The organism is Zhongshania aliphaticivorans (assembly GCF_001586255.1).
GTDB classification, from domain to species: domain Bacteria; phylum Pseudomonadota; class Gammaproteobacteria; order Pseudomonadales; family Spongiibacteraceae; genus Spongiibacter; species Spongiibacter aliphaticivorans.
Genome location: NZ_CP014544.1, coordinates 2,526,072 through 2,546,946 on the forward strand (window position 1 = coordinate 2,526,072; position 20,875 = coordinate 2,546,946).

Consider the following 20,875-nt stretch of genomic DNA (forward strand, 5'->3'; position numbering starts at 1 on the left):
CCGCCCCTGGAAATAGAAGCCCTAAATTTGAATAGCCAATTTACGAATTTTTTCAATTAAGGTCGTCCGTCGCAACCCCAAATGCTGGGCGGCCTTACTGACGACTCCGTCATGTATAGCCAAAGCTTGTTCAATCCACGCGCGCTCCAATGTACTCATCTGCGCCTTCATATCAAAGCCCTCAGCGGGCAAAGACACCCTAAATTCATGTTGTTCAGTGGCGTCACGACCTAGGGCATTTGGTATTGGAGTAGATTCACGCCAATGCTCTTCGCCATAACGGTAATTCTCGGGCAAGTCGCCGAGCCCCACGACCTTATCCGGGTACATGATGACTAATCTTTCCAATAAATTCGCAAGTTCCCGAATATTACCCGACCAATGATGCGCACATAATGACGCCATCGCAGAGCCAGCCAAACGCAACTCACCTAAGCCTTCCGCACGAAGCTGCTGACATAGCACGCGAACCAAATGCGGCACATCCTCCGCCCTCTCCGCCAGCGGTGGTACCCGCAACGGAAATACATTCAGGCGATAATAAAGATCTTCACGAAACTCGCCAGCGGCAATCATTGCCTCTAAGTCTCGGTGTGTAGCTGCGACGATCCGCACATCCGCAAGCCGAGTTTTATCTGAACCGACACGCTGAAACTGGCGTTCCTGAATAACTCGTAAAATTTTAACCTGCATATCCAGCGGCATATCGCCGATTTCATCGAGGAATAACGTTCCCCCTTCTGCTAGTTCAAAACGTCCTGCACGACTGGAAATAGCCCCGGTAAACGCTCCGCGCTCATGGCCAAACAACTCACTCTCTAATAACTCTCGCGGAATAGCGCCACAATTAATGGGGACAAACGGGGCATCCCGCCGACGCGATTGCTTGTGTAAGCTTCGCGCAACCAGCTCTTTTCCCGCACCAGACGGCCCGGTAATGAGAACAGTTACGGCCTTATCGGCAACCTGACGCGTCAGGCGACGCAGCTCACTTATGGCGGGACTGACACCCACGACCTCCTCGCTCAACGCCATATCACTGAGCAATTCCTTGGGTACGGATAAGCGTGCCCGCACTTGGTAAAGCACTTCTAATACGTCTAGATAATAGCAATGATCCTTCAATACTAAATCCGACGCGGCGTCGAGATCCGGCGTCGCTGATTGCTCAGCAACAACTGAAATAAGCTGTAAATGACTCGCCGCTCCCTGTAACAACCAGGCATTTTGCTCTGCACTTAACGGCCCGCAAAACACCGCATCCCAGTCGCCGGGGCTAGCTGAACGCCAGTCACTACTGACATGTGACTCCCCAAGGGCGGCTAGGAGTGTGAGCAGCCGACACTCCAACTCTTGCGGCGCGACAACCAATAGTCTTAATTCTGAGTGCATTAACAATGCCCGGTAAATGTCATTTTTTTGACTATACTAATAAACCCACTAACGGTCACTCTAATTTGTCAAAAAATCGACACCTCACTATTATCTCACTCCAGCGAGCTCTTGCGGTAAGCCCCACCATCCGGCACAATCTGCCACCTTTGCCGACAGCACAAAGGTCTCAGTCATGCCGGACTCCAATATCCCCGTCTACTACCTAAGTTGGGATGAACTTCACCGCGACACCCTAAACCTTGCCCGCAAGCTAACCGACCGACCGTGGAAAGGCATTGTCAGTATTGCTCGTGGCGGCTTAGTGCCAGGCGCCATTTTGGCAAGGGAATTAAATTTGCGCGTGGTCGACACTCTTTGTATTGCCAGCTACGACCATGACCAACAGGGCAAGATTAATATTCTAAAGACCGTTGAAGGTGATGGTGACGGCTACTTATTAGTCGATGACCTAGTTGATACTGGCGGCACCGCAAAAATTGCCAAAGAACTCCTGCCTAAAGCCTGCTTTGTCACCATATATGCCAAACCCCAAGCAAAAGCGCTGACGGAACACTATGTGAGAGAGTTTACCCAAGAGACCTGGATTCATTTCCCCTGGGACAGCCAGCCGAGCTATAGCGAACCACTAGTAAAATAAGGCTTTTTTTGATTCACAGCGCCAATCACTATAGAATCTGCCGCGCGATGGTAAACCACACCAATCGCACTTGATGTCCCCGTGGCACAGCTGGATAGCGCGGCCCCCTCCTAAGGGGCAGGTCACAGGTTCAAATCCTGTCGGGGACACCATTTCACACCAGCAGTTATTCTAGCAATTTCTTAGGGAAGGTGATTTCAACTGCGCAGCCTTTTCCAAGTTCGCTTCTTACCTTGACACTGCCTTTCAATTGCTGGGTAACCAAGTTATAGACAATATGCATCCCGAGACCGCTTCCACCTGAGCCTCGGCGAGTGGTGAAAAAGGGTTCAAATATTTTCTTAACAACGTCTGGTGGCATGCCTTTGCCGTCGTCACTGTACTGAATACGAATTTGCTCTGGCTGCTCCTCTACGGCAATCCGTAAATGCCCTTTCTCCCCTTCGTCAAAGCCATGCTGCACTGAATTCATGACGAGGTTGGTAATAATCTGTGACATCGCCCCCGGCACGGAGTTAATCGCTAAATTGGGGTCGCACTCAATCTCTACCACAAGATCAGTGCTGCGCAGCTTTGGCTTGAGGCTCAGCATGGTCTCATCAATATAGCGCTTTAGCTCAAACATCCGATATTCGCTGCTAGTCTGATCTACCGCGACTTGTTTGAAGCTGTGAATGAGGTCTGCGGCGCGCTGCAAATTGCCCAGTATGACCTCAGTAGCCTGCATGCATGTTGCGAAATACCGCTTAAGTGCCGAGTTTGTTAATTCACCGGTTTCATAAAGATCAGTCGTTGCCTTAGTGTCTTCTCTGAGCGTACTGGCAGCGGTCACGCCGACCCCAACCGGGGTATTTATCTCATGGGCGACCCCGGCAACCAAGCCACCAAGCGATGCCATTTTTTCATTATTCACCAGCTGTTCTTGCGTTTCTTTTAAGCGTTTAAGCGCCTGCTCTAGCTCCGCATTCGCTTTATCCGCTTGCTCGATACGGATTTCAAGCTCATCTCTGGTCGTTTCCAAAGTAAGATCACGACTCTCGATTTGGGCCAACATATTGTTAAAGCCCAAGATCAACTCACCGATTTCATCATTCCCGGTCGGCAGGGCGCGCAGCGAATAATCACCCGCCACTGACACTTCCTTCGTTGTCTGCAGCAACGCTAATATTGGATTTGAAATTAAGCGTTGTAAAAACAGAGATAAAATAGAAGCAATTGCGATGCTCGCCAGCACCATTAAGCCCACCACCAAACTATCTAGTCGTGTCGATTCCCAGAGATCGCTCAAGCCCCGCTCAATATACAAACTTCCGATACGTTCACTACCTAACATCACTGGGCTAACCACCACCAAATGATTATGAGTATAAAAATTATGTTCCGGCGGTACCTCCAAGCACTGCAATGAACTTCCGACATCTCGGTTATAGCGTGCAAACAAATGCTCCCCCGTCGCATCGGATTTGTATACGCAAGCTTGTAAAACATCATGTTTAGCACGCAAAGAAGACAAAATTTCGTTCGCGGCGGGGGCATCATTAAAGCTGAGCGCGGCAGTTGTATTCAAGGTAAAAACTTCGGCAACAGCAGACAAGTTATTGTTCAGCGTGTCGCGAACATTGAACCAGTTATAAACAAGAAAAACGGAAGCAGTAATAAAAAGACAAACGGATGTTGTCCCGACAATGGCTGCCAATAATTTCGATCTAATCGGGACATCAGCACTCCGAGTCATAAAGCCTAACTGCGCAGTCATTAATTAACATTTCGAGCCAGCCCCAGTAATTTAGAACTCATTTTTATACTTGAACGATTAGCCGCAGTCTGATTGATATCAAAACGAATCTTGCCATCAATAATAACAAACTGAATCATACCGCCCATTTCAATAAAGCCGCTGTCGTCACTCACGGTCAGAACCGCCGTATCGGCAAGCGCACCTACCCAATCGTTCAAGCGCGCGGCATCCATGAAGCCAAGGAAAACTAGCTGGCAATTCTGCGCCTCTCCGGGATGCCGAATGCTACTAAATTTGATCGGCATACCATTGTTTTCCTTATTACCAATGGTCTCCACCAGTTTGGCGTGTAACTGCGGGCTACCGGCAACGCACATTACAAAATCCGCACGCTGCCTCGCAACGGGCCACTCAATAAATTTTGTAAAATTATATAAAAATGCGGATTTCACTCGGTACTCTAATTCCGATGTATCGGCATACGCATGAATTGCGCTGCAAAAGAAAGCCAAGGCCACAGCAAGGAATAATCGCACGTGCAACCTCGCTCTAAGCAACAACTTCACAAAGTCCCCACTTAGAAATGCCATGTGAACTGCCCATGGACACTGCGACCAATTTCATTGCCACCGCTAAATTCTGCGTGTTGCGGATCTAGTAGGTTAGTGCCTATTAGCGACAACTCAACACGGGGACTTAGCCGCCAAATGCTGGTGACATCAAACGCGGAGTAGGCCTTAACATCTACATCATCAAGCGCATCGACCCATCTAGCCCGAGCTTGCACAGACCAACTGTCTGCTATATCCCAGTCCAGCCTAAGATTGACTTGATTGTTTGGATCATTTTCGTTGTTTTGCGCAATATTAAGATCACGACTTCCGAACTTCGCCGCCACGTCCATATCTTGATAGACGTAACTCGCTAAGATCTTTACCGCTGGCAGCGGCTCCCACCGAACAGTGAGTTCAAGCCCTTGGGTTCGCCCAGCACCATCATTGACAAAGCGGACCGGAACAGATTGCGGGTTAAAAAAGTCATCAGTAAACGAACGTAGCTTGTCGTACTCGTTATAGAAAACAGCGACATCAGCAGAAACTTCAGAATTAAGCAGGGTGCGGTAACCCAACTCGTATGCAATCACCTCTTCAGAGGTAAAGTTTTCATCACCGACTAAAACACCGCCAAAGATATCGATCGTATGATCTAAGCGGTTTGGAATCCGAACTGCACGGGACACTGCACCCCAGGCCGTATTATGCTCATTTACAATATAACTAAAGCGCGCACTGGGCTGAAATTCATCACCGGTATAATCATTGTTCTCGTACTTCGCGCCTAAGGTTAGGTGTAATTTATTTTCGATTAATTCAATTTGATCTTGCGCAAAGACGTCGACGGTCTCATCTTTTCGCGCACTAGGTACAAACTTAAGGACCGCGGGATTAAGACTGCCAATATTATCGTCTGTTGTATGATAGCCCCCGCCAATCACAAAATTCTGACGGGTCCCAACCGTGAAGCGATGTTTTATTTCGACATCATAAATATTGCGGTCTTCTGTAAAGGTCTGAGTATCGTCACGGCTACTCTGATCGTAAACAAACTGTACTTCGGTATCGGTGGTGTCGTCGTAACGCCGTTTCCACCTTGCGATCACATTGTAGCCACTCGTAGATTCAGCTTTATTGCTCAGCGGGTTATCAATACGCCCCTTATACAAATCACCCTGCAAGGTCAGCTTATCGCTTTCGCTCAGCTGAAGATCAGTCCGAAAGCCAAGTTGATCATGATTTCGGGCATCATTTGCATCGCCCGCACCCGCGCTTTCTTGAGGGGCGTAGTGCGTGGTTTTGGCATACACCCGATAATGACCAAGCGCACCCGCTTTACCACCGTAGCGCCAAGCCGCAAAACCATCGAACTCACCGCCGCCACCCGCTTGCTGAAAGCCGCCTTGGGTATTTGCCGCGGACTTGGTAACGATGTTCACCACGCCATTTACCGCGTTTGCCCCCCACAGCGCGGCACCCGGCCCACGAATCACTTCAATGCGCTCAATATCGTCCATTAAGGTGTCCTGCGCGTCCCAAAAAACACCCGAATACAACGGGGTATACAGACTGCGACCATCCATGAGCACTTCTAATTTATCAGCAACGGTCGAATTAAAGCCCCGCGCGGTTATTGCATAAGAGTGAGAATCTAAACGTGCCACCTGCAAGCCTGGAATTAGGCGCAAGGCTTCTGGAATGCTTTTAACACCCGAGCGAATAATAGTGCTGCCGTCCAAAACAAATACCGCTGCGGGTGACTGCTGCAGTGGTTCACTACGCTTAGACACCGAGACCACATCGATATTCATTAAAGATTCAAGACTAAGACTGGCCAAATCATCAATGCGGGCAAGCAACAGCGGCTGAGTATTGGCCCCATACACACTCGGCGCAACAAGCATAAATAGAATAGAAGCGGGTAATACGCCACGGCAGGAAGTATGCTTAAAATGTGTATTCACCGCCTGCATTGTCATTTTCGGCATATATTACACTCTTTTTTTTAACGGACCAATTGGCCCTAATTCTTATTCATGCCCTGCTTAGCCAAGGTTCACGGGCCCAATGTTCACGGTAATACACAAACATTCTACCGACTATAGTATATTTTACTTATATAGACCTTATATCCTTATCCCACTACGAGGGGCCTGTTATGATTGAACACCCAAAGTGTTCATCTCGGGTAAACAATTTCAACACGCATGCCGTAAGTAGAAGAAAATGAGTAGCATAACGTCAATGCGCAACATTTCTGTTGCCAATTACTTTCTTCACGCCGTTCTCCACAACGCGGTGGCCAAAGGTTTAGACCCCAACCAGCTGCTTATGGATGCAGGCATATCCAAAGAATTACTTAAACAACAGAGTGCCCGTATTCCCGCCGTAAAATTAGGCAAACTGCAAACCATCGTAACTCGCGCAATGAAGGATGAATTTCTAGGATACGGACCCGGCCGCTACACCCTCGGGACATGGAATAATATGTGTTATTCGGTGATCAATTGCGCAACACTAGGCCACGCTCTAGCGCGCTACTGCCGGTTTTATCAGATGTTCGAGTGGGGCTTACAACCCTATTTTGAAATTAATGATGATGAAGCTAGATTAATTATTACGCCGAGCGATCAAGAGTATGAGTACCAAAATTACGCGTATGAGCTCGTCATGTTTAATCTGCACCGGTTTAGCAGCTGGATCACCCAGCAGCACCTGCCGCTCATTGCCGTAAACCTTCAGTACCCTGCCCCCGAGCATGCCGCAGAGTATCGCCATTTGTTTCTGGGCCAGCCAGTATATTTTAATCAGCCGCGCACCGAGATGATTTTCCACAGTAGCTTGGCCGACTTACCCACCAAACAAAATGAGCAGTCTTTACACCGATTTTTACGGCATCCCAATCTTGTTTTTCTTATCCAGCAGTACGATGAAAAAAGTTGGACGGCCCAAGTGCGTGTAATTATCAACAAAAGCCTGATCAATACGCCGGGCATAGAAGACATCGCCGCCCAGCTCCATTTACACCCGCAGACCCTACGGCGACGTTTAGCTCAGGAGGGCACCAGCTTTAACGACGTCAAAACCCAGTGCCGCCACGACACCGCCTTGTACTATCTTGGTAAATCCAAACTGTCTATTGAGCAAATAGCTCAGCGCACTGGCTTCTCAGAAGCCAGTGGTTTCACGCGGGCCTTTAAAACGTGGACAGGAATGTCACCGCAAAAATACCGGCAACACCTCTAAGCCCCGGATAAGTAATTAGCCCAGATTAAAGCTCACAATATTCTTATTTGCTTTGTGATGCACTTGCACCTTACGACCAATCAACTCGCTCTCCCCCGCCATTATTGCCAAGCTAGACTCGTCCTCAGTGTTGGCTAAAAAACGTCTGCCATCACCCAAACGGCCAACCACCATACCGAGCGTTGCCACACCACGGTTATACACCAACGTATAGGTTTCAATACTGCCGACACCGTCTGCTTGCTCAACGAGTTCTGCGCGCGGCAAGGCATTGAACTTGGCCTGTAAATCAGGGTCGGCATTGTGGCAAGGCTTGCTTGGCACTTGCGCCGAGTAAATTCCCACCGATTGCTTAGATAAGAAACCACCATTGGCAGTGATCAAGCCGTAGTCTTGCGGTTTGCTGCGCAAGGCATCAGTTAGACTGGCGATGGCGTGGGTGCTATAGCTGTTTCCCGCGCCGCCAAAGAAAGGCAAACCACCGGTTACTGTAAGCGGTTTATCCGTCGTCCAATCCAGCCCCATAGCCTCGCAGGCGGCGAGTACTGCAATAGGAAAACAGCTATAGATGTCCATAATATCGATCTCTTCAATCGACTTACCTACGCTTGCTAACACTGCATTTAGACTCAAACGCATGGTTTCAGAAACGGCCAAATCTGGTCGCTCCGACACCCAGCGATCATCGACGTCAGCATAACTGTGTAAATACACCCATTGCGATTCAGGAATACCCAGCTCAATAGCTTTATCAACCGAACACATTAACAAAGCCGCCCCTTGATTCACCGCGTCTTGCGCCACCATCCACTTGGTATAAGGCCTCGCCACCCAGTAATTTTCGGCCGAGACCTCATTTAGAAAGGTCTCGCTGCGAACAGTGGGGAACTGCGAATAGGGATTACTTGCCGCCACCTCAGAAAATTTAGAGAATAAGCGTGAAGCCAGCTGGCGATGTGCAGGCTCAGACAAACCATGCCGAGCGCGCCAAGCATTTTCAAACAAAGGGTAAACTTGGGTTGGGAAGGTGATGCCGTGATTCACCTCGTGGTCGGTAAACAGTAAATGACAGCCACGATCGTCAAGCTGACCATCCACCTGCTCGCTCCAATCAAGCGGCAGGCCCGCCTTCAATGCTTGCTTCATAATACCGGTGGCTTCAGCACCCGCGATTAGGCCCAGAGACATCTCGCCCGCTGCGATTTTCTCCGCAAACTCGTTCACAAAGCGCTGGGGTGAATGCCCGCCCTCACGGCCGTAAATCGCAGTGCGGGGATTGGCACCAATACGTTTCGCCAATGAACGAGGAATATTATTGCTCATACCAAACGGCCCGGCCCCGCCAGGTATTGAATCGATAAAACCGCGGATAAAGGCAATGGTATCAATGTGGGCCGCGAGCGGTTCTGTCGCCTGAGCCGACGCCAGCGCTACTTTTACCGCTTCAGCGGCAATGTCTACTGGGGCCAGTGCATTATCAGGCGTAAGCGTATCACGAAACACATATTGACCGGATGCAACCAGAATCGGTGTTGTATTTGCCACTGAGTTAATCCTCTATCACTATTATTAAGCGATGAAGTGTAGCGCGCTATGGCCTATTTTGTATTGACGTTTACGCACCCATTTCATGGTAATAAAGCCAAGCTTTAAAGCGACTGCACCAAATGCCCACCGTCCACGGGCAAAGCCACGCCGTTCAGAAAAGAACCCGCATCACTCGCAAGTAATAATAAAGGCATACTGAGTTCTTCCATTTGACCAAGGCGCCGCGGCTGCATTCGGCTCACGTACTGACGACCTTTTTCTGAGCGAAAAAAGTCAGCATTAATCTCCGTTTCAAAATAGCCCGGGCACAAGGCATTAACGCGAATATTATTACGCCATAATTCCTGCGCAGCACTTTTGGTAAGCTGAACCACCCCCGCCTTAGCGGTCGCGTACAAACTATTATTCGCACTTGGCTGCAGACCCAATATCGAGGAAATATTGATAATACTGCCACTGACTCCCGCCTGTATCATCCGCACTGAGGCCTCGCGAGACACCCGCCAAACAGCGCGCAAATTGGTGTCAACGACAAAGTCCCACTGCTCCTCGGTGCTGTCCACAAAGCGACTTGGATCGGCAACGCCAGCGTTATTCACTAGGATTGCAACGGCGCCCAAGGTCGCCTCGGCCTGATCGAACGCCGCGACAACTGACGCCTTGTCATTGACGTCCATTGCCACCGCTAGCGCCTTACCGCCTTGCGCTGAAATATCTGCCACCAGCGCCTCTAACTTTTCTACGCGCCTAGCGGCGACGACCACCGCCGCCCCAGCCTGCGCCAATACTTTGGCAAAATGAGCGCCTAAGCCGCTAGACGCACCGGTGACCAAAGCCACCCGGCCAGATAAATCAATACTCTTCGCTATTGCTTCATTCATTTTAAATAACCTAATTAACCCTTATTACTCGCCCTTTTCGATCAGCGCCATGCCTAGTTCAGCAAGAGGTGCCGCCAATGCGCCATAAGCCATAGCCTTCTCGCTCGAGGCATTGCCATCCAGCGCACGCTTGTACACACCCTGCAAAATCGCGCTGAGACGGAAAAACGCAAAGGCCAGGTAAAACACCCAGTGATCAATTCCTTCAATACCGCGCCGCTCACAATATCGACGTACGTATTCTTGTTCAGACGGTATACCCAACGCCTCGCGGTCGACACTGCCAAGCCCCGGGATGGCGGCATCACCGGGAATACGCAGCTGCATACACTGGTAAGCGAGGTCCGCGTACGGGTGCCCCAAGGTCGACAACTCCCAATCCAACAAGGCCAAAACCTTAGGCTCTTTATTATCGAACATCATATTGTCGAGCCGGAAATCACCGTGGTTAATACACACCAAACCGTCGTCTGGCGGCAGATTGGCATTTAACCACTCGATCATCGCTTCCATAGCCGGCACCGTTGCGGTTTCGCTGGCGCGGTATTGGCTAGTCCAACGGCTGAGCTGGCGCTCAAAGTAATTGCCGGGACGGCCGTAATCACTCAAGCCAATAGCGTCAACATCCACATTGTGCAAATCGGCTAAAACCTGATTCATGGCGTCGTAAATAGCACCGCGCTCTGCGGGGCTTTGCTCCGGTAACGCCGCGTCCCAAAGAATTCGACCATCAATATAATCCATAACGTAAAACATTGAGCCAATAATGCTGTCGTCCTCACACAGCACCCGCATTTTAGGCACCGGCACATTGGTTTGGGCCAGCGCCTTCATTACGCGATACTCACGGTCTACCGCGTGGGCAGATTTCAGCAACTCACCCGGTGGCTTGCGCCGCAGCACATATTTGCCACTGGCAGCCGCTATCAGGTAGGTCGGATTAGACTGCCCACCGGAAAATTTATCGGCGGTCAGCGGCCCCTTAAAGCCCGCTATATTTTTTTCAAGATAGGCGCCTAAAACCGCAGTATCTAAATCAAAGGTAGTTGCCATGCATCCTCCTTAAACAGCGTAGCGATCAATAATTTGTTTGCCCAAGGCCATTTGATGCACTTGATCTGGGCCGTCAGCCTGGCGACACCAACGCGCGTAATTAAACGCCTCAGCCATAAAGTAATCTTCCGTTAAGCCACCAGCACCGTGCAACTGCATGCAGCGGTCAATCACATTTTGCACCAGCAGAGGCACGGTTGTTTTGGTGGCCGCAATCATATCGGTGGTTTGCATTGGCCCCTGTTCGTCGATCTGTTTACAGGTTTTTAAAACCAACAAACGTGCCATTTCAATTTCGGAAAAGCTCTTGGAAATTTCCTCGCGCACCGATTGATGTTTGCTCAGCGGCTTGCCAAAGGTAGTACGCGACACGGCGCGCTGACACGCCAGCTCCAGAGAGCGCTGCGCCGCGCCAATCAACCGCATGCAGTGGTGCATACGGCCAGGTGCCAAACGTCCTTGTGCGATTTCAAAGCCTCGACCTTCACCCAGCAGAATATTTTCCAGCGGCACCCGCACATTTTCAAATACAATTTCTGCATGACCAATTGGCGCATCGTCGTAACCCAATGTGCTCAGCGGGCGAATAATTGACAATCCCGGTGTACCCTTGGGCACCAATACCTGACTCTGCTGCTTATGACGGTTAGCATTATCTGGATCAGACTTGCCCATCACGATAAAAATGGCAGTGCGCTCATTCATTGCGCCAGTAATAAACCACTTACGACCGTTAAGCACCCACTCATCGCCATCTTTAACGATGCTGAGTTCAATATTGGTGGCATCACTGGACGCAACCTGAGGCTCAGTCATTGCGTAGGAAGAGCGAATATCGCCATTAAGCAAGGGCGTTAACCACTGTTCGCGCTGGGCGTCAGTGGCGTACTTCATAAACACTTCCATATTGCCGGTGTCTGGTGCATTGCAGTTAAACACTTCTGGCGACCAAATAACCCGCCCCATTACCTCGGCGAGCGGGGCGTAGTCAGTAAAGCTTAAACCACCGTGCTCGCAGTACTCCGGGAATTCCTCTGGGCAAAATAGATTCCACAAACCTGCCGCCTTGGCTTTCAGTTTGAGCTCATCCATTAAAGGTAAAATACCAAAGCGATTCTCTGCGCTGTGCAATTGCTCGGCATAGGCTTTTTCATTGGGATAAATATGCTCGTCCATAAAATCATTTAATTTTGCCAATAACTGCTGGCCCTTTTGACTCTGGCTTAAATCCATTGTGCTGTCCTCTTGAGGTATCGTATTAAGAAAAATTAGGTATAGGTAATTAGGTGTTGGTGGCTTGCCGCCGCCAAGTGCGGCACGGCATTAAAAGTATTTAAATGAAACTGCTCACCTTTACTAAAATAGCGAGTTATCCCAGAGTTTTTTGCCTGCAAATTCAAATTCACCATTGTTTCGACATCGAGCTTGAGCGCCTCACGCAGCATCGCGCTAATTGGTCCACCGGACGTCACCACCAGGACCCGGCCCTGGGTTTCGGCTAGACGAGTCAGGGTGGAACGCGCCCGATGCTCGAACGCTGCCCAGGTTTCAAGAACATCGCTGAGTTCGCCGCGACTCCACGCGATCAAAGCAAGCCGCAGGGTGCGGTAAAAACTACGTGGCTCGCTGCGATCTATTTCTTGACCAATATTCGCCAAATAAGCGTCTACCAAACTGTGAAAGTCGTATTCATTCAGCTCAGGTATAGCCAGCGCCTCAGGCATGGCGATGGCTGGCATAGACTGGGCAAAAACATCGCGTATACCCGCCAAGGTTTCGCGGTGCCTGCGCATCGTGCCGGTAAACACCACATCAAAACCCCGCTCCGCCGCGCTAAAGTACTCGCCTAATAGACGCGCCTGCTCCCAGCCAATATCCGTAAGACGATCGTAGTCGTCACTGGCAAAGGCAGCCTGACCATGTCGAACCATCACTATCTCTGCCATTGTCCAGCCCCATATTTCAGAAGCCTAAATCATACCCACACACCAATCATTATTGAAATTGATTATTGTTATACACCATAATAAGCAGAATTAATAAGCAGGCGCGCATAATGAGCAACCTCAAGATCGACCTAAATCTATTTGTGGTCTTTGAAGCGATTTACTCCCAGCAAAGCCTCACCCGGGCCGCCGGTGTTTTACACGTGACTCAACCGGCGGTAAGCAGTTCACTAGCAAAGCTGCGCGCCATCTTCGATGACCCCCTTTTTGTGCGCAGCCCCAGCGGCATGAACCCCACCCCCTTGGCACGGCAATTAATTAGTACGGTGCGGGAGTCCTTAAAAAGTCTCGACAACTGCGTAGTCGCTCGTATTGGTTTTGACCCCGCCACCAGTAAACGGACCTTCCGGCTCCATGCAACCGAAAACGCCGAGCTTATCTTATTGCCAGAATTGCTAAAAAAGCTTGCGATACTCGCGCCAGGAACCAATCTCGAAGTGGTTTTTATGGATCGGCGAGAAGTCCCTTTTGAATTAGCCAGTGGCAATATCGACCTTGCGATAGATGCCCCCCTGCTCAGCCACCCGGAGTTAATCAGTCAGCCCATTTTTGCCGACGACTATGCCTGCGTCATGCGCAAGGCACACCCGTTAAGCAAGAGCACCCTCAATTTAGAAGCCTTTATCAACAGCCGCCATGTTCATGTATCCAGCCGATTAAGCGGCTCTGGCCATATTGATCTGGCCTTGCGGTCAATTGGCCAGCAAAGACGTATTGCCCTGCGCTTGCAACACTACGCCGCGCTACCCGCGCTACTGAACCAGTCTGATTTTATCGCGGCAATTCCCAGTAGCATCGCCACGTACTGGCAGCTTCCCAGCCGGGCACTTCCCTTTGACTCGCCGAAATTAGAGCTACGTTTATTTCGCCATAAAAGCGTTAGTCACGACCCAGCCCTACTCTGGCTAGGCGAGCTGCTGACCCAAGTTCAAAACACGCTGTAAGCTAATTACGTTTACTACTAGAAATTTGCGTCTATGGAATACGCCAACTGCATTCATTGCATTGCTTGCTGACTCATCCGGTAGCGCCCCGGCGCTAAACCAAACCAGCGTTTAAACGCCTTTTGAAACGCGCTCTGATCGCTAAAACCCAGCTCTGCAGAGATATCTAACAAGCCCATTTTACTGTCGTCAATTAAGGCCTTTGAACGCTGTTTGCGGGCGTCATCGACCAAGCCCTTGAAGTTGGTTTCAGTATTATTCAGACGGCGCTGCAAAGTTCTTGACGCCAAACCAAGCTCGGCAGCCACATCTTCTAGCTTAGGTACGCCCTCGGGTAATTGGCGCACAATGCATTCCAAAACCTCTTTTACAATACGGTCTTCCAGTTGCAAATTGGCTAATTCTGCCCGTGCCGCTTGTACCAAAGAGCGATAGATGGCCGGGTGAGGAAAACGGCTCGGCAAGTCTAAAAAGTGATTATCAAAAACGACACAATTCGCGCCACTATTGTAATGAACCGGCGCGTCGATAATCGCTTCGATTTCCGTGCTGTCGGCCGGGCCGCAATGATTAAAATGAATTTCGCGCTTACTGCACCAGCGATCAAGCATCGGTTTATTAACCCGATACCAGCTGCTAAAAAAGAATTCGACCAGCTGCCGAGATACCTGTTGCCGTGGCGGCACCACCCAGCTCAAACACGCTAAGTCCTCACCGAAGACCGAATACTCAACGTCGCCATGGTCAATTAACAATCTTGAAAAATCCACTACGGCATGCACTGCTTCACGAGAACTTGGCGCACTCATACCAAGATAGCTGACCATACCCCAGGCCTGCTTTGAGCTATGTGCGCCCGCATGGGCGCCCAAATAGGGATCGTTCAGCAGCTGGCTGCCCGCATCCAACATCATTTCAAAGAGCCGCAAAGGGAATCGGCCGTACTCGGTAAGGTGCGCCTCAGGCTTTAAACCCATAATTCCCTGCAATTGGCTTGGACGAACGCCTTGGGTACTCAGGTAAGCAACTAAACTGTCTAAATATTCGACGCATACCGTAGGTAATCGCAAAACTGTACCCTCATTATTTATATAATTTTAGAGTGAGCAGATAACGAGCAGTTAATTCCAGGCCGCGCTGGCCAATACCAACATTCAAACGCGGCCAAGGTAAGATTAACACCATTAATGGCCAAACCTGATTATCATTATTCTCCAGCGCAAGCATCCCGGCACGGAATCGTTTCGATTTGCGCTAAAACCAAACAGACTTGTTCCGGTATCCGGCAAAAACCGTAGCATACTTGGCGAGGCGCCAAGCCCGCACCTGAACAACCTGCTCAGCTTAGCGCCCCAGCCGCTAACGAAAACCAGTAACAAAGAGCATAATCGTAAAATATTAGCAGCCACCCTAGTGACGGCCATCTGCCGCCATGCTAGTGTGCCCTGCTCCCAGCGGGCTATAGGCTATTTTGCAAAAGGAACTCACCGCCTTGCCTCATATGAATGCCACGACCATCACCCAATCAACGGCGAATTCCACGCGCAATTTGTTTGCTGTGGCGAGCCATAAAGCACTAATAAGCTGCGTTGCCGCGCTGCTTAGCCTACTTTTCGTACTGACTGAAAACGCCAACGCCCCGTCATCTTATTTCTCTATTAGCAACGGCGATAATCCGAGTAATGAATTTGTTCTGACACCCCAGGGCTTCAGTTTTGCAGAACCACGCCGCCTGATTATCGACGGTGGCGCCCAACCGGACACCGACAAAGCGGCTGTATTCCTTGAACCATCCGCTTTTTCAACCCAGCATTTAAACACTGGCCCACTAGATTGCAGAACCACCTTCGATCAACGTCGGCGCCATTTTTGCGAGATCTTAAATCCTCGCGCACCTCCCTCCCGCTTATAAGCTCAGTTTCACCGCGTCGATCTACGCCGTTATGGGTATTTAGGCGCTTTTCGAACATAAGCAATTCAATATGATTGTTCGGTGACCACCGCCTGCGGTGGCGCCTGACCGCGAGAGATTTATGCGATATATTAAATTCAAAATTTTTAGTTATATAGCCATTGTCCTGATCGCTATTATTACTGCCTTACCAAGTCTACTACCCAGTACGTGGATCGCCGACACACCTAACTGGTATCAGCAGCACAAAGTCACCCTCGGCTTAGACCTCCGTGGCGGATCCCACCTTTTACTGCACATTGACGATAAAAAATTGCTCGCCGAAACCAGACTGCAATTTGTCGACATGGTCAGTAGCCAGCTGCGAACCAATGGGATTCCGGCTGCACCGGCAAAGATCTCCGCCGACACCATGACGATAAAACTGCGCAATACCGCGCAATTAGACGCGGCCCAACAACTAGCCGCAGATCTGCAAAAAGGCCAAAACCCGCGGCAATTCAAAGTGAGTGTTGTCGGCGATGCCCTGAATTTTGAAATGAGCAAAGCATACCGGACACAGCTTTTAGCGGACGCAGTACAGCGCAGTCTCGAGGTGCTAAAACGACGGATTAACGAAACTGGCGTAGTCGAGCCCTTAATTACCAGCCAAGGCAACACCGGCATTTTAGTGCAGCTGCCCGGCGTAAAAGACCCCAGCCGAATTAAAGACTTAATTGGCCGTACGGCGCAAATGAGTTTTCATTTAGTTCATGACGCCAGCCGTGATGGCGACGTCGCCACACTCGTTTTACCCGGCGCCGAGGCGCAAAAGCAGTACACCCTAAACCGGCAGTCGCTCATAAATGGTGGTGATCTCAGCGATGCCCGGCTGGGCTTCGACCCGAATACCCAAGAGGCTGTCGTTAACTTCCGTTTAAATCAACATGGCGCGGAAGTATTTGCCGACATTACCAAGGCTAATATCGGTCGTGCCTTTGCCATCGTACTCGACAATGTGGTTGTTACCGCCCCGGTTATTCGCAGTATCATCAGCGGTGGCGCAGGGCAAATTAGCGGCAACTTTACAAGCCGTGAGGCTAGTGATCTCTCGCTACTGTTGCGCGCGGGGTCTCTACCGGCGTCCTTAAGCATTGTTGAGGAGCGCACAGTAGGTCCAGACCTAGGCAGTGATGCCATTGCCATGGGCGTCAGCACCGGTCTCATAGGCGCAGCCTTGGTTCTTGGTTTTATGATGGCAGCCTACGGCCGCTGGGGTCTTATCGCCAACACTGCGCTCATCATCTACGTGGCCTTACTCATTGCCGCCCTGGCGGCCCTAGATGCAACCTTAACCCTACCCGGCATCGCTGGCTTAATTCTCAGCCTCGGCATGGCGGTAGATGCCAACATCCTCATCAATGAGCGAATTAAGGAAGAATGCCGCGTCAACGTCAGCGGTCGCTTTGCTGTACAGCGCGGCTTCGAGCGAGCTTTTAGTACCATTCTCGATTCCAATATCACCACGCTAATCGCCGTTGGCTTACTCTTCTTGTTCGGCAGTGGCCCAGTACGGGGGTTTGCTGTAACCATGGCGGTCGGCTTAATACTATCCATGTTTACCTCTATCGCCGTCACCCGATTAATCATTGATTGGCGCGTTAATACACTCGGCAGAAAGCCCCTCGTCATAAAGGGCCTAGCCCTGCTAAACGGCTTTGGTAAACACCAAACTATCCCATTTCTTAAAGCCAGTCGCGTCGGCATTATTATGTCGGCAGTGTTATCAGTGGCATCGATTGCCCTGATGTTTCAGCCTGGGCTTCACACCGGTATCGATTTCAATGGCGGCACCGTGCTAGAAGTGCGCAGCCCCGCAAATACCAATATAGAAACCTTGCGGCAAAGCCTTGCCACCCTAAAACTCGACAATGTGGCGATCCAAGAATTTGGCGAACAAGGTAGCTTCCTCGTCCGCCTGCCCAGCCAGCCGCAGACCGAAAATGCAGAGGCGCGGATAAACGCAATAAAATCAGCGATCTCAAGTGTTGCTGAAGACGTGGCGTTTCCTCGTTTGGAAATGGTTGGCCCAAGTGTAAGCAGCGAATTTATTGCCACCAGTATGATTGCGGTATTATTAGCCTGTAGTGGCATGTTTATTTATTTATGGAGTCGCTATGAGCGTTATTTTGCTATCGGCGCCATGGCAACCTTAGCATTGGATATTACGAAGACCTTGGGTTTTTTTGCCCTCACCGGCGTCGAGTTCAACCTGACTGCAATTGCCGCGCTACTCGCTCTTATCGGCTATTCGGTAAACGACAAAGTGGTGGTATTTGACCGCATACGTGAAAACCTGCGCGCGAATCCGGACAAGCCCCTCGCCGACCTAATTAACGAAAGCCTCACATCAACATTAAACCGAACCGTATTTACCTCGGCCACGACTTTTTTAGCCATTCTGCCGATGGGCATTGCAGGCGGCAGTGCTGTTGCCAGCTTTGCCTTACCAATGCTATTTGGCATTGTTATCGGCACCAGCTCGTCGATTTTAATCGCTGCGCCCATCGTTCTCATCCTTGGCGAGCAGGCAATGGAGAAACTGAAATTACACGCGGGCGCGTCCCTGGCCCACGACTCAAATCTGTTTTTACGTGAAGATCGACCGTAAATAACGCAAAAAGCGACCTTAGCCATAACAAGCCGGCTAAGGTCGCTTTTTCATTCATCGCAGGAGTCCTAGACGGCCCTTTCGGACACGGACGCGACGTTCAGACTGACCGCCGGTGCGTCCTACCGTGCAGTAAGCTTAGGCAAACAGCTCACCTTTTTCTGCCTTATCGAGCAGCACTTGCGGGGGCTCAAAACGTTCCCCATATTTCGCGGCGAGCTCGGCCAGCCGAGTGGCAAATTTTTTCAAGCCGTAGGTATTAACATACTGTAAAACACCACCGGTATAGGGCGGAAAGCCAATTCCCATGATCGAACCAATATTGGCATCGGCCACATTATTCATGACACCTTCTTGGTAGCAACGCAGAGATTCAACAATTTGCCTAAACAGTAGGCGATCTTTAATGTCATCATTTGGCAGACTAACGGCTTGGTTATAGTGCCAATTGTAGATTTCTGGCCACAGGAACTTCTCCCCGTCAGCCGGATACTCGTAGTAACCGCCACCATGAGCGCGACCGCCACGGCCAAACTCCTTGAGCATTTTGCTGGCCAGACGATATGCTGCAGTATCGGCCGCGTAGTTATCGCCATTGCGTTTATCTAATTCGCGGTTGGTGTCGGTGGCCTTAACGGCAAGCTGCTGACTCACTTCATCTTGCACCGCTAACGGCCCTACTGGCATACCAATCGCTTTGCCAATGTTTTCGATTACCACCGGATCAACGCCCTCTTCGAACAATAGCGCGCCTTCATCGATGTAGGTAGCGAACACGCGAGAGGTAAAGAAACCACGCGAGTCATTAACAACAATCGGCGTTTTCTTAATCTGCTGACTGTAATCGAAAGCGCGCGCCAAGGTTTCATCGGAGGTTTTGTCACCAACAATGATTTCGACCAAGGGCATTCTGTCGACCGGTGAAAAGAAGTGAATACCAATAAAATTCTCGGGGTTCAACGATGGCTCAGCAAGCAAGGTAATCGGCAATGTTGAGGTATTAGAGCCCCAGACGCCGTCCTCGGCCAACATTGGCTCGAGCTCCTTGGTTATCTTGTGCTTAAGCTCAACATTTTCAAATACTGCTTCAATGATCAAATCACAGCCGCGCAAGGCATCAGCCTCGGCAGAGGGCGTGATTAAATTCAACGTGGCTAGCTTTTGCTCTTCGCTCATGCGTCCTTTGGCAACGCGTTTGCTAAGCAATTTATCGGTGTAGGCCTTCCCTTTGTCGGCGGCATCTTGGCTAATATCTTTTAATACCACCTCAATACCGGCCATGGCCGAAACATAGGCAATACCCTGTCCCATCATGCCAGCGCCTAAAATGCCGACTTTTTTGACCTTGGACTTAGGTACTGATTTAGGCCGACTGCCGCCACCATTCACCTGGTTCATCTGCAAAAAGAAGGTCATTAGGTTCTTGGCGCTTGGCTCGGTGAGCAAGCTGATAAACGTGCGTGTTTCGACTAGCTGAGCGGTGTCGAAATCCATTTTCAGCGTACCAGCAATGACGTCCAAAATTTTGATTGGCGCGGGCACAAGACCTTTGCTCTTCTGGAAGATCATCGGGTTTGCACCCTGAATCATTTGCGCAATCGCCGGCTTGCGCATATCGCCACCCGGTATCTTAAAACCTTTTACATCCCAAGGGTTTTGCGCCGTCGGATTCGCTTTAATCCAGACTTTGGCCTTGGCCATCATGTCGTCAACGTCGCTCGCCAGTTCGTCGACAAAGCCATTCGCTAGGGCTTTCTGCGCGTTAAAGCGCGTTCCTTCTAGCAGCGGCATAATCGCCCGCTCAACACCAAACTTACTCACTAAACGGACGACACCGCCACCGCCAGGCAGCAGACCTAAACTCACCTCAGGCAAGCCGACCTGCACCGCTTTGCTATCTAAGGCCACGCGATAATGGCAGGCTAAACAGATCTCGTAACCACCGCCGAGTGCCGCGCCATTTATTGCCGCGACCACTGGCTTGCCCAGTTTTTCTATACGACGCAGCTGATCCTTAATCTTTAAGTTGGTCTCAAACATGGCCACTTCATCGTCGCCCGGCTGGATGGTCAACATGCTTTTAATATCGCCACCCGCAAAAAACGTGCTTTTTGCCGAGGCAATAATAACGCCGGCAATGCTATCGCGCTCGGCCTCTAGGCGATCTACTGTCTCAGCCATTAAGGTAAAGTATTCATCATTCATCGCATTTACCGGACCGTTCATATCCATGGTTACGGTAACGATATTGTCGCTGTCTTTTTGGTAATTAAATGTGCCTGTCATTGTTATTTCATCCTGTCTAATTTTG

16 protein-coding genes and 1 tRNA gene are annotated in these 20,875 nt (G+C 50.2%); 6 read left to right on the plus strand and 11 right to left on the minus strand.

Annotated elements, in window-relative coordinates; genetic code table 11:
- Positions 1-21: 21 nt before the first annotated feature.
- Positions 22-1,392 (minus strand): sigma-54 interaction domain-containing protein, encoded by a 1,371-nt coding sequence (locus tag AZF00_RS11220; RefSeq protein WP_008249347.1) that lies wholly within the window; start codon positions 1,390-1,392, stop codon positions 22-24.
- A gap of 175 nt (positions 1,393-1,567) precedes the next feature.
- On the opposite strand from AZF00_RS11220, the gene gpt reads away from it, so the two are divergent.
- Together gpt and AZF00_RS11230 are read left to right on the plus strand one after the other, a co-directional pair.
- Positions 1,568-2,032: a xanthine phosphoribosyltransferase gene (gene gpt / locus AZF00_RS11225; RefSeq protein ID WP_008249346.1), complete on the plus strand. Its 465-nt coding sequence runs from the start codon at positions 1,568-1,570 to the stop codon at positions 2,030-2,032.
- Between the two features lie 75 nt (positions 2,033-2,107).
- A tRNA-Arg gene (locus AZF00_RS11230) sits at positions 2,108-2,184 on the plus strand.
- Between the two features lie 14 nt (positions 2,185-2,198).
- Here the strand turns inward: AZF00_RS11230 and AZF00_RS11235 are convergent.
- From AZF00_RS11235 to AZF00_RS11245, 3 genes are read right to left on the minus strand one after another with little or no spacing between them, the layout of a single operon-like run.
- On the minus strand, positions 2,199-3,788 hold the full coding sequence (locus AZF00_RS11235; protein WP_062383786.1) for an ATP-binding protein: 1,590 nt from the start codon (positions 3,786-3,788) through the stop codon (positions 2,199-2,201).
- Positions 3,788-4,360, minus strand: a complete 573-nt coding sequence (locus tag AZF00_RS11240; RefSeq protein ID WP_008249324.1) for a TOL_0243 family YfiR-like periplasmic protein — start codon at positions 4,358-4,360, stop codon at positions 3,788-3,790. Before AZF00_RS11240 ends, AZF00_RS11235 begins: the two co-directional genes overlap by 1 nt.
- Positions 4,348-6,312 (minus strand): TOL_0244 family TonB-dependent receptor, encoded by a 1,965-nt coding sequence (locus AZF00_RS11245; protein WP_008249323.1) that lies wholly within the window; start codon positions 6,310-6,312, stop codon positions 4,348-4,350. Before AZF00_RS11245 ends, AZF00_RS11240 begins: the two co-directional genes overlap by 13 nt.
- A 238-nt stretch (positions 6,313-6,550) precedes the next feature.
- Between AZF00_RS11245 and AZF00_RS11250 the strand changes: the two genes are divergently transcribed.
- Positions 6,551-7,570, plus strand: a complete 1,020-nt coding sequence (locus AZF00_RS11250) for an AraC family transcriptional regulator (protein WP_231856153.1) — start codon at positions 6,551-6,553, stop codon at positions 7,568-7,570.
- Between the two features lie 15 nt (positions 7,571-7,585).
- Here the strand turns inward: AZF00_RS11250 and AZF00_RS11255 are convergent, their stop codons facing one another.
- The 5 genes from AZF00_RS11255 to AZF00_RS11275 form a co-directional block, all read right to left on the minus strand.
- Positions 7,586-9,115, minus strand: coding sequence for an acetyl-CoA acetyltransferase (locus tag AZF00_RS11255; protein ID WP_008249321.1), 1,530 nt, complete (start codon positions 9,113-9,115; stop codon positions 7,586-7,588).
- 104 nt (positions 9,116-9,219) lie between these two features.
- Positions 9,220-9,999 (minus strand): SDR family NAD(P)-dependent oxidoreductase, encoded by a 780-nt coding sequence (locus tag AZF00_RS11260; RefSeq protein ID WP_008249320.1) that lies wholly within the window; start codon positions 9,997-9,999, stop codon positions 9,220-9,222.
- Between the two features lie 24 nt (positions 10,000-10,023).
- The gene (locus AZF00_RS11265; protein ID WP_008249319.1) at positions 10,024-11,052 is read right to left on the minus strand and encodes a phosphotransferase family protein; all 1,029 of its coding nucleotides are present in this window, start codon (positions 11,050-11,052) and stop codon (positions 10,024-10,026) included.
- A 9-nt stretch (positions 11,053-11,061) separates the two neighbouring features.
- Positions 11,062-12,285, minus strand: coding sequence for an acyl-CoA dehydrogenase family protein (locus tag AZF00_RS11270; RefSeq protein ID WP_008249318.1), 1,224 nt, complete (start codon positions 12,283-12,285; stop codon positions 11,062-11,064).
- A 35-nt stretch (positions 12,286-12,320) separates the two neighbouring features.
- On the minus strand, positions 12,321-12,998 hold the full coding sequence (locus tag AZF00_RS11275) for a histidine phosphatase family protein (protein ID WP_008249317.1): 678 nt from the start codon (positions 12,996-12,998) through the stop codon (positions 12,321-12,323).
- Between the two features lie 110 nt (positions 12,999-13,108).
- On the opposite strand from AZF00_RS11275, the gene AZF00_RS11280 reads away from it, so the two are divergent.
- Positions 13,109-14,002: a LysR family transcriptional regulator gene (locus tag AZF00_RS11280; RefSeq protein ID WP_008249316.1), complete on the plus strand. Its 894-nt coding sequence runs from the start codon at positions 13,109-13,111 to the stop codon at positions 14,000-14,002.
- Between the two features lie 53 nt (positions 14,003-14,055).
- On the opposite strand, the gene AZF00_RS11285 is transcribed toward AZF00_RS11280, so the two are convergent.
- Entirely contained in the window at positions 14,056-15,072 is a 1,017-nt protein-coding gene (locus AZF00_RS11285; RefSeq protein ID WP_081482640.1) for an AraC family transcriptional regulator, read from the minus strand.
- A gap of 401 nt (positions 15,073-15,473) precedes the next feature.
- Between AZF00_RS11285 and AZF00_RS11290 the strand changes: the two genes are divergently transcribed.
- A complete protein-coding gene (locus tag AZF00_RS11290) occupies positions 15,474-15,914 on the plus strand; it encodes a hypothetical protein (protein ID WP_143829375.1) in 441 nt (146 codons plus the stop codon).
- Positions 15,915-16,035: 121 nt separating this feature from the next.
- The gene (gene secD / locus AZF00_RS11295; protein WP_008249312.1) at positions 16,036-18,564 is read left to right on the plus strand and encodes a protein translocase subunit SecD; all 2,529 of its coding nucleotides are present in this window, start codon (positions 16,036-16,038) and stop codon (positions 18,562-18,564) included.
- Positions 18,565-18,702: 138 nt separating this feature from the next.
- Here the strand turns inward: secD and AZF00_RS11300 are convergent, their stop codons facing one another.
- Complete coding sequence (locus AZF00_RS11300) at positions 18,703-20,850, minus strand: 3-hydroxyacyl-CoA dehydrogenase NAD-binding domain-containing protein (RefSeq protein ID WP_008249311.1); 2,148 nt, start codon at positions 20,848-20,850, stop codon at positions 18,703-18,705.
- Positions 20,851-20,875: the final 25 nt, after the last annotated feature.

Excerpts from the sequence above, each read along its gene's own strand:
- AZF00_RS11220 (WP_008249347.1), bottom strand. The coding sequence starts at position 1,392 with ATGCACTCAGAATTAAGACTATTGGTTGTCGCGCCGCAAGAGTTGGAG.
- gpt (WP_008249346.1), top strand. The coding sequence starts at position 1,568 with ATGCCGGACTCCAATATCCCCGTCTACTACCTAAGTTGGGATGAACTT.
- AZF00_RS11235 (WP_062383786.1), bottom strand. The coding sequence starts at position 3,788 with ATGACTGCGCAGTTAGGCTTTATGACTCGGAGTGCTGATGTCCCGATT.
- AZF00_RS11240 (WP_008249324.1), bottom strand. The coding sequence starts at position 4,360 with ATGGCATTTCTAAGTGGGGACTTTGTGAAGTTGTTGCTTAGAGCGAGG.
- AZF00_RS11245 (WP_008249323.1), bottom strand. The coding sequence starts at position 6,312 with ATGCCGAAAATGACAATGCAGGCGGTGAATACACATTTTAAGCATACT.
- AZF00_RS11250 (WP_231856153.1), top strand. The coding sequence starts at position 6,551 with ATGAGTAGCATAACGTCAATGCGCAACATTTCTGTTGCCAATTACTTT.
- AZF00_RS11260 (WP_008249320.1), bottom strand. The coding sequence starts at position 9,999 with ATGAATGAAGCAATAGCGAAGAGTATTGATTTATCTGGCCGGGTGGCT.
- AZF00_RS11265 (WP_008249319.1), bottom strand. The coding sequence starts at position 11,052 with ATGGCAACTACCTTTGATTTAGATACTGCGGTTTTAGGCGCCTATCTT.
- AZF00_RS11270 (WP_008249318.1), bottom strand. The coding sequence starts at position 12,285 with ATGGATTTAAGCCAGAGTCAAAAGGGCCAGCAGTTATTGGCAAAATTA.
- AZF00_RS11275 (WP_008249317.1), bottom strand. The coding sequence starts at position 12,998 with ATGGCAGAGATAGTGATGGTTCGACATGGTCAGGCTGCCTTTGCCAGT.
- AZF00_RS11280 (WP_008249316.1), top strand. The coding sequence starts at position 13,109 with ATGAGCAACCTCAAGATCGACCTAAATCTATTTGTGGTCTTTGAAGCG.
- secD (WP_008249312.1), top strand. The coding sequence starts at position 16,036 with ATGCGATATATTAAATTCAAAATTTTTAGTTATATAGCCATTGTCCTG.
- AZF00_RS11300 (WP_008249311.1), bottom strand. The coding sequence starts at position 20,850 with ATGACAGGCACATTTAATTACCAAAAAGACAGCGACAATATCGTTACC.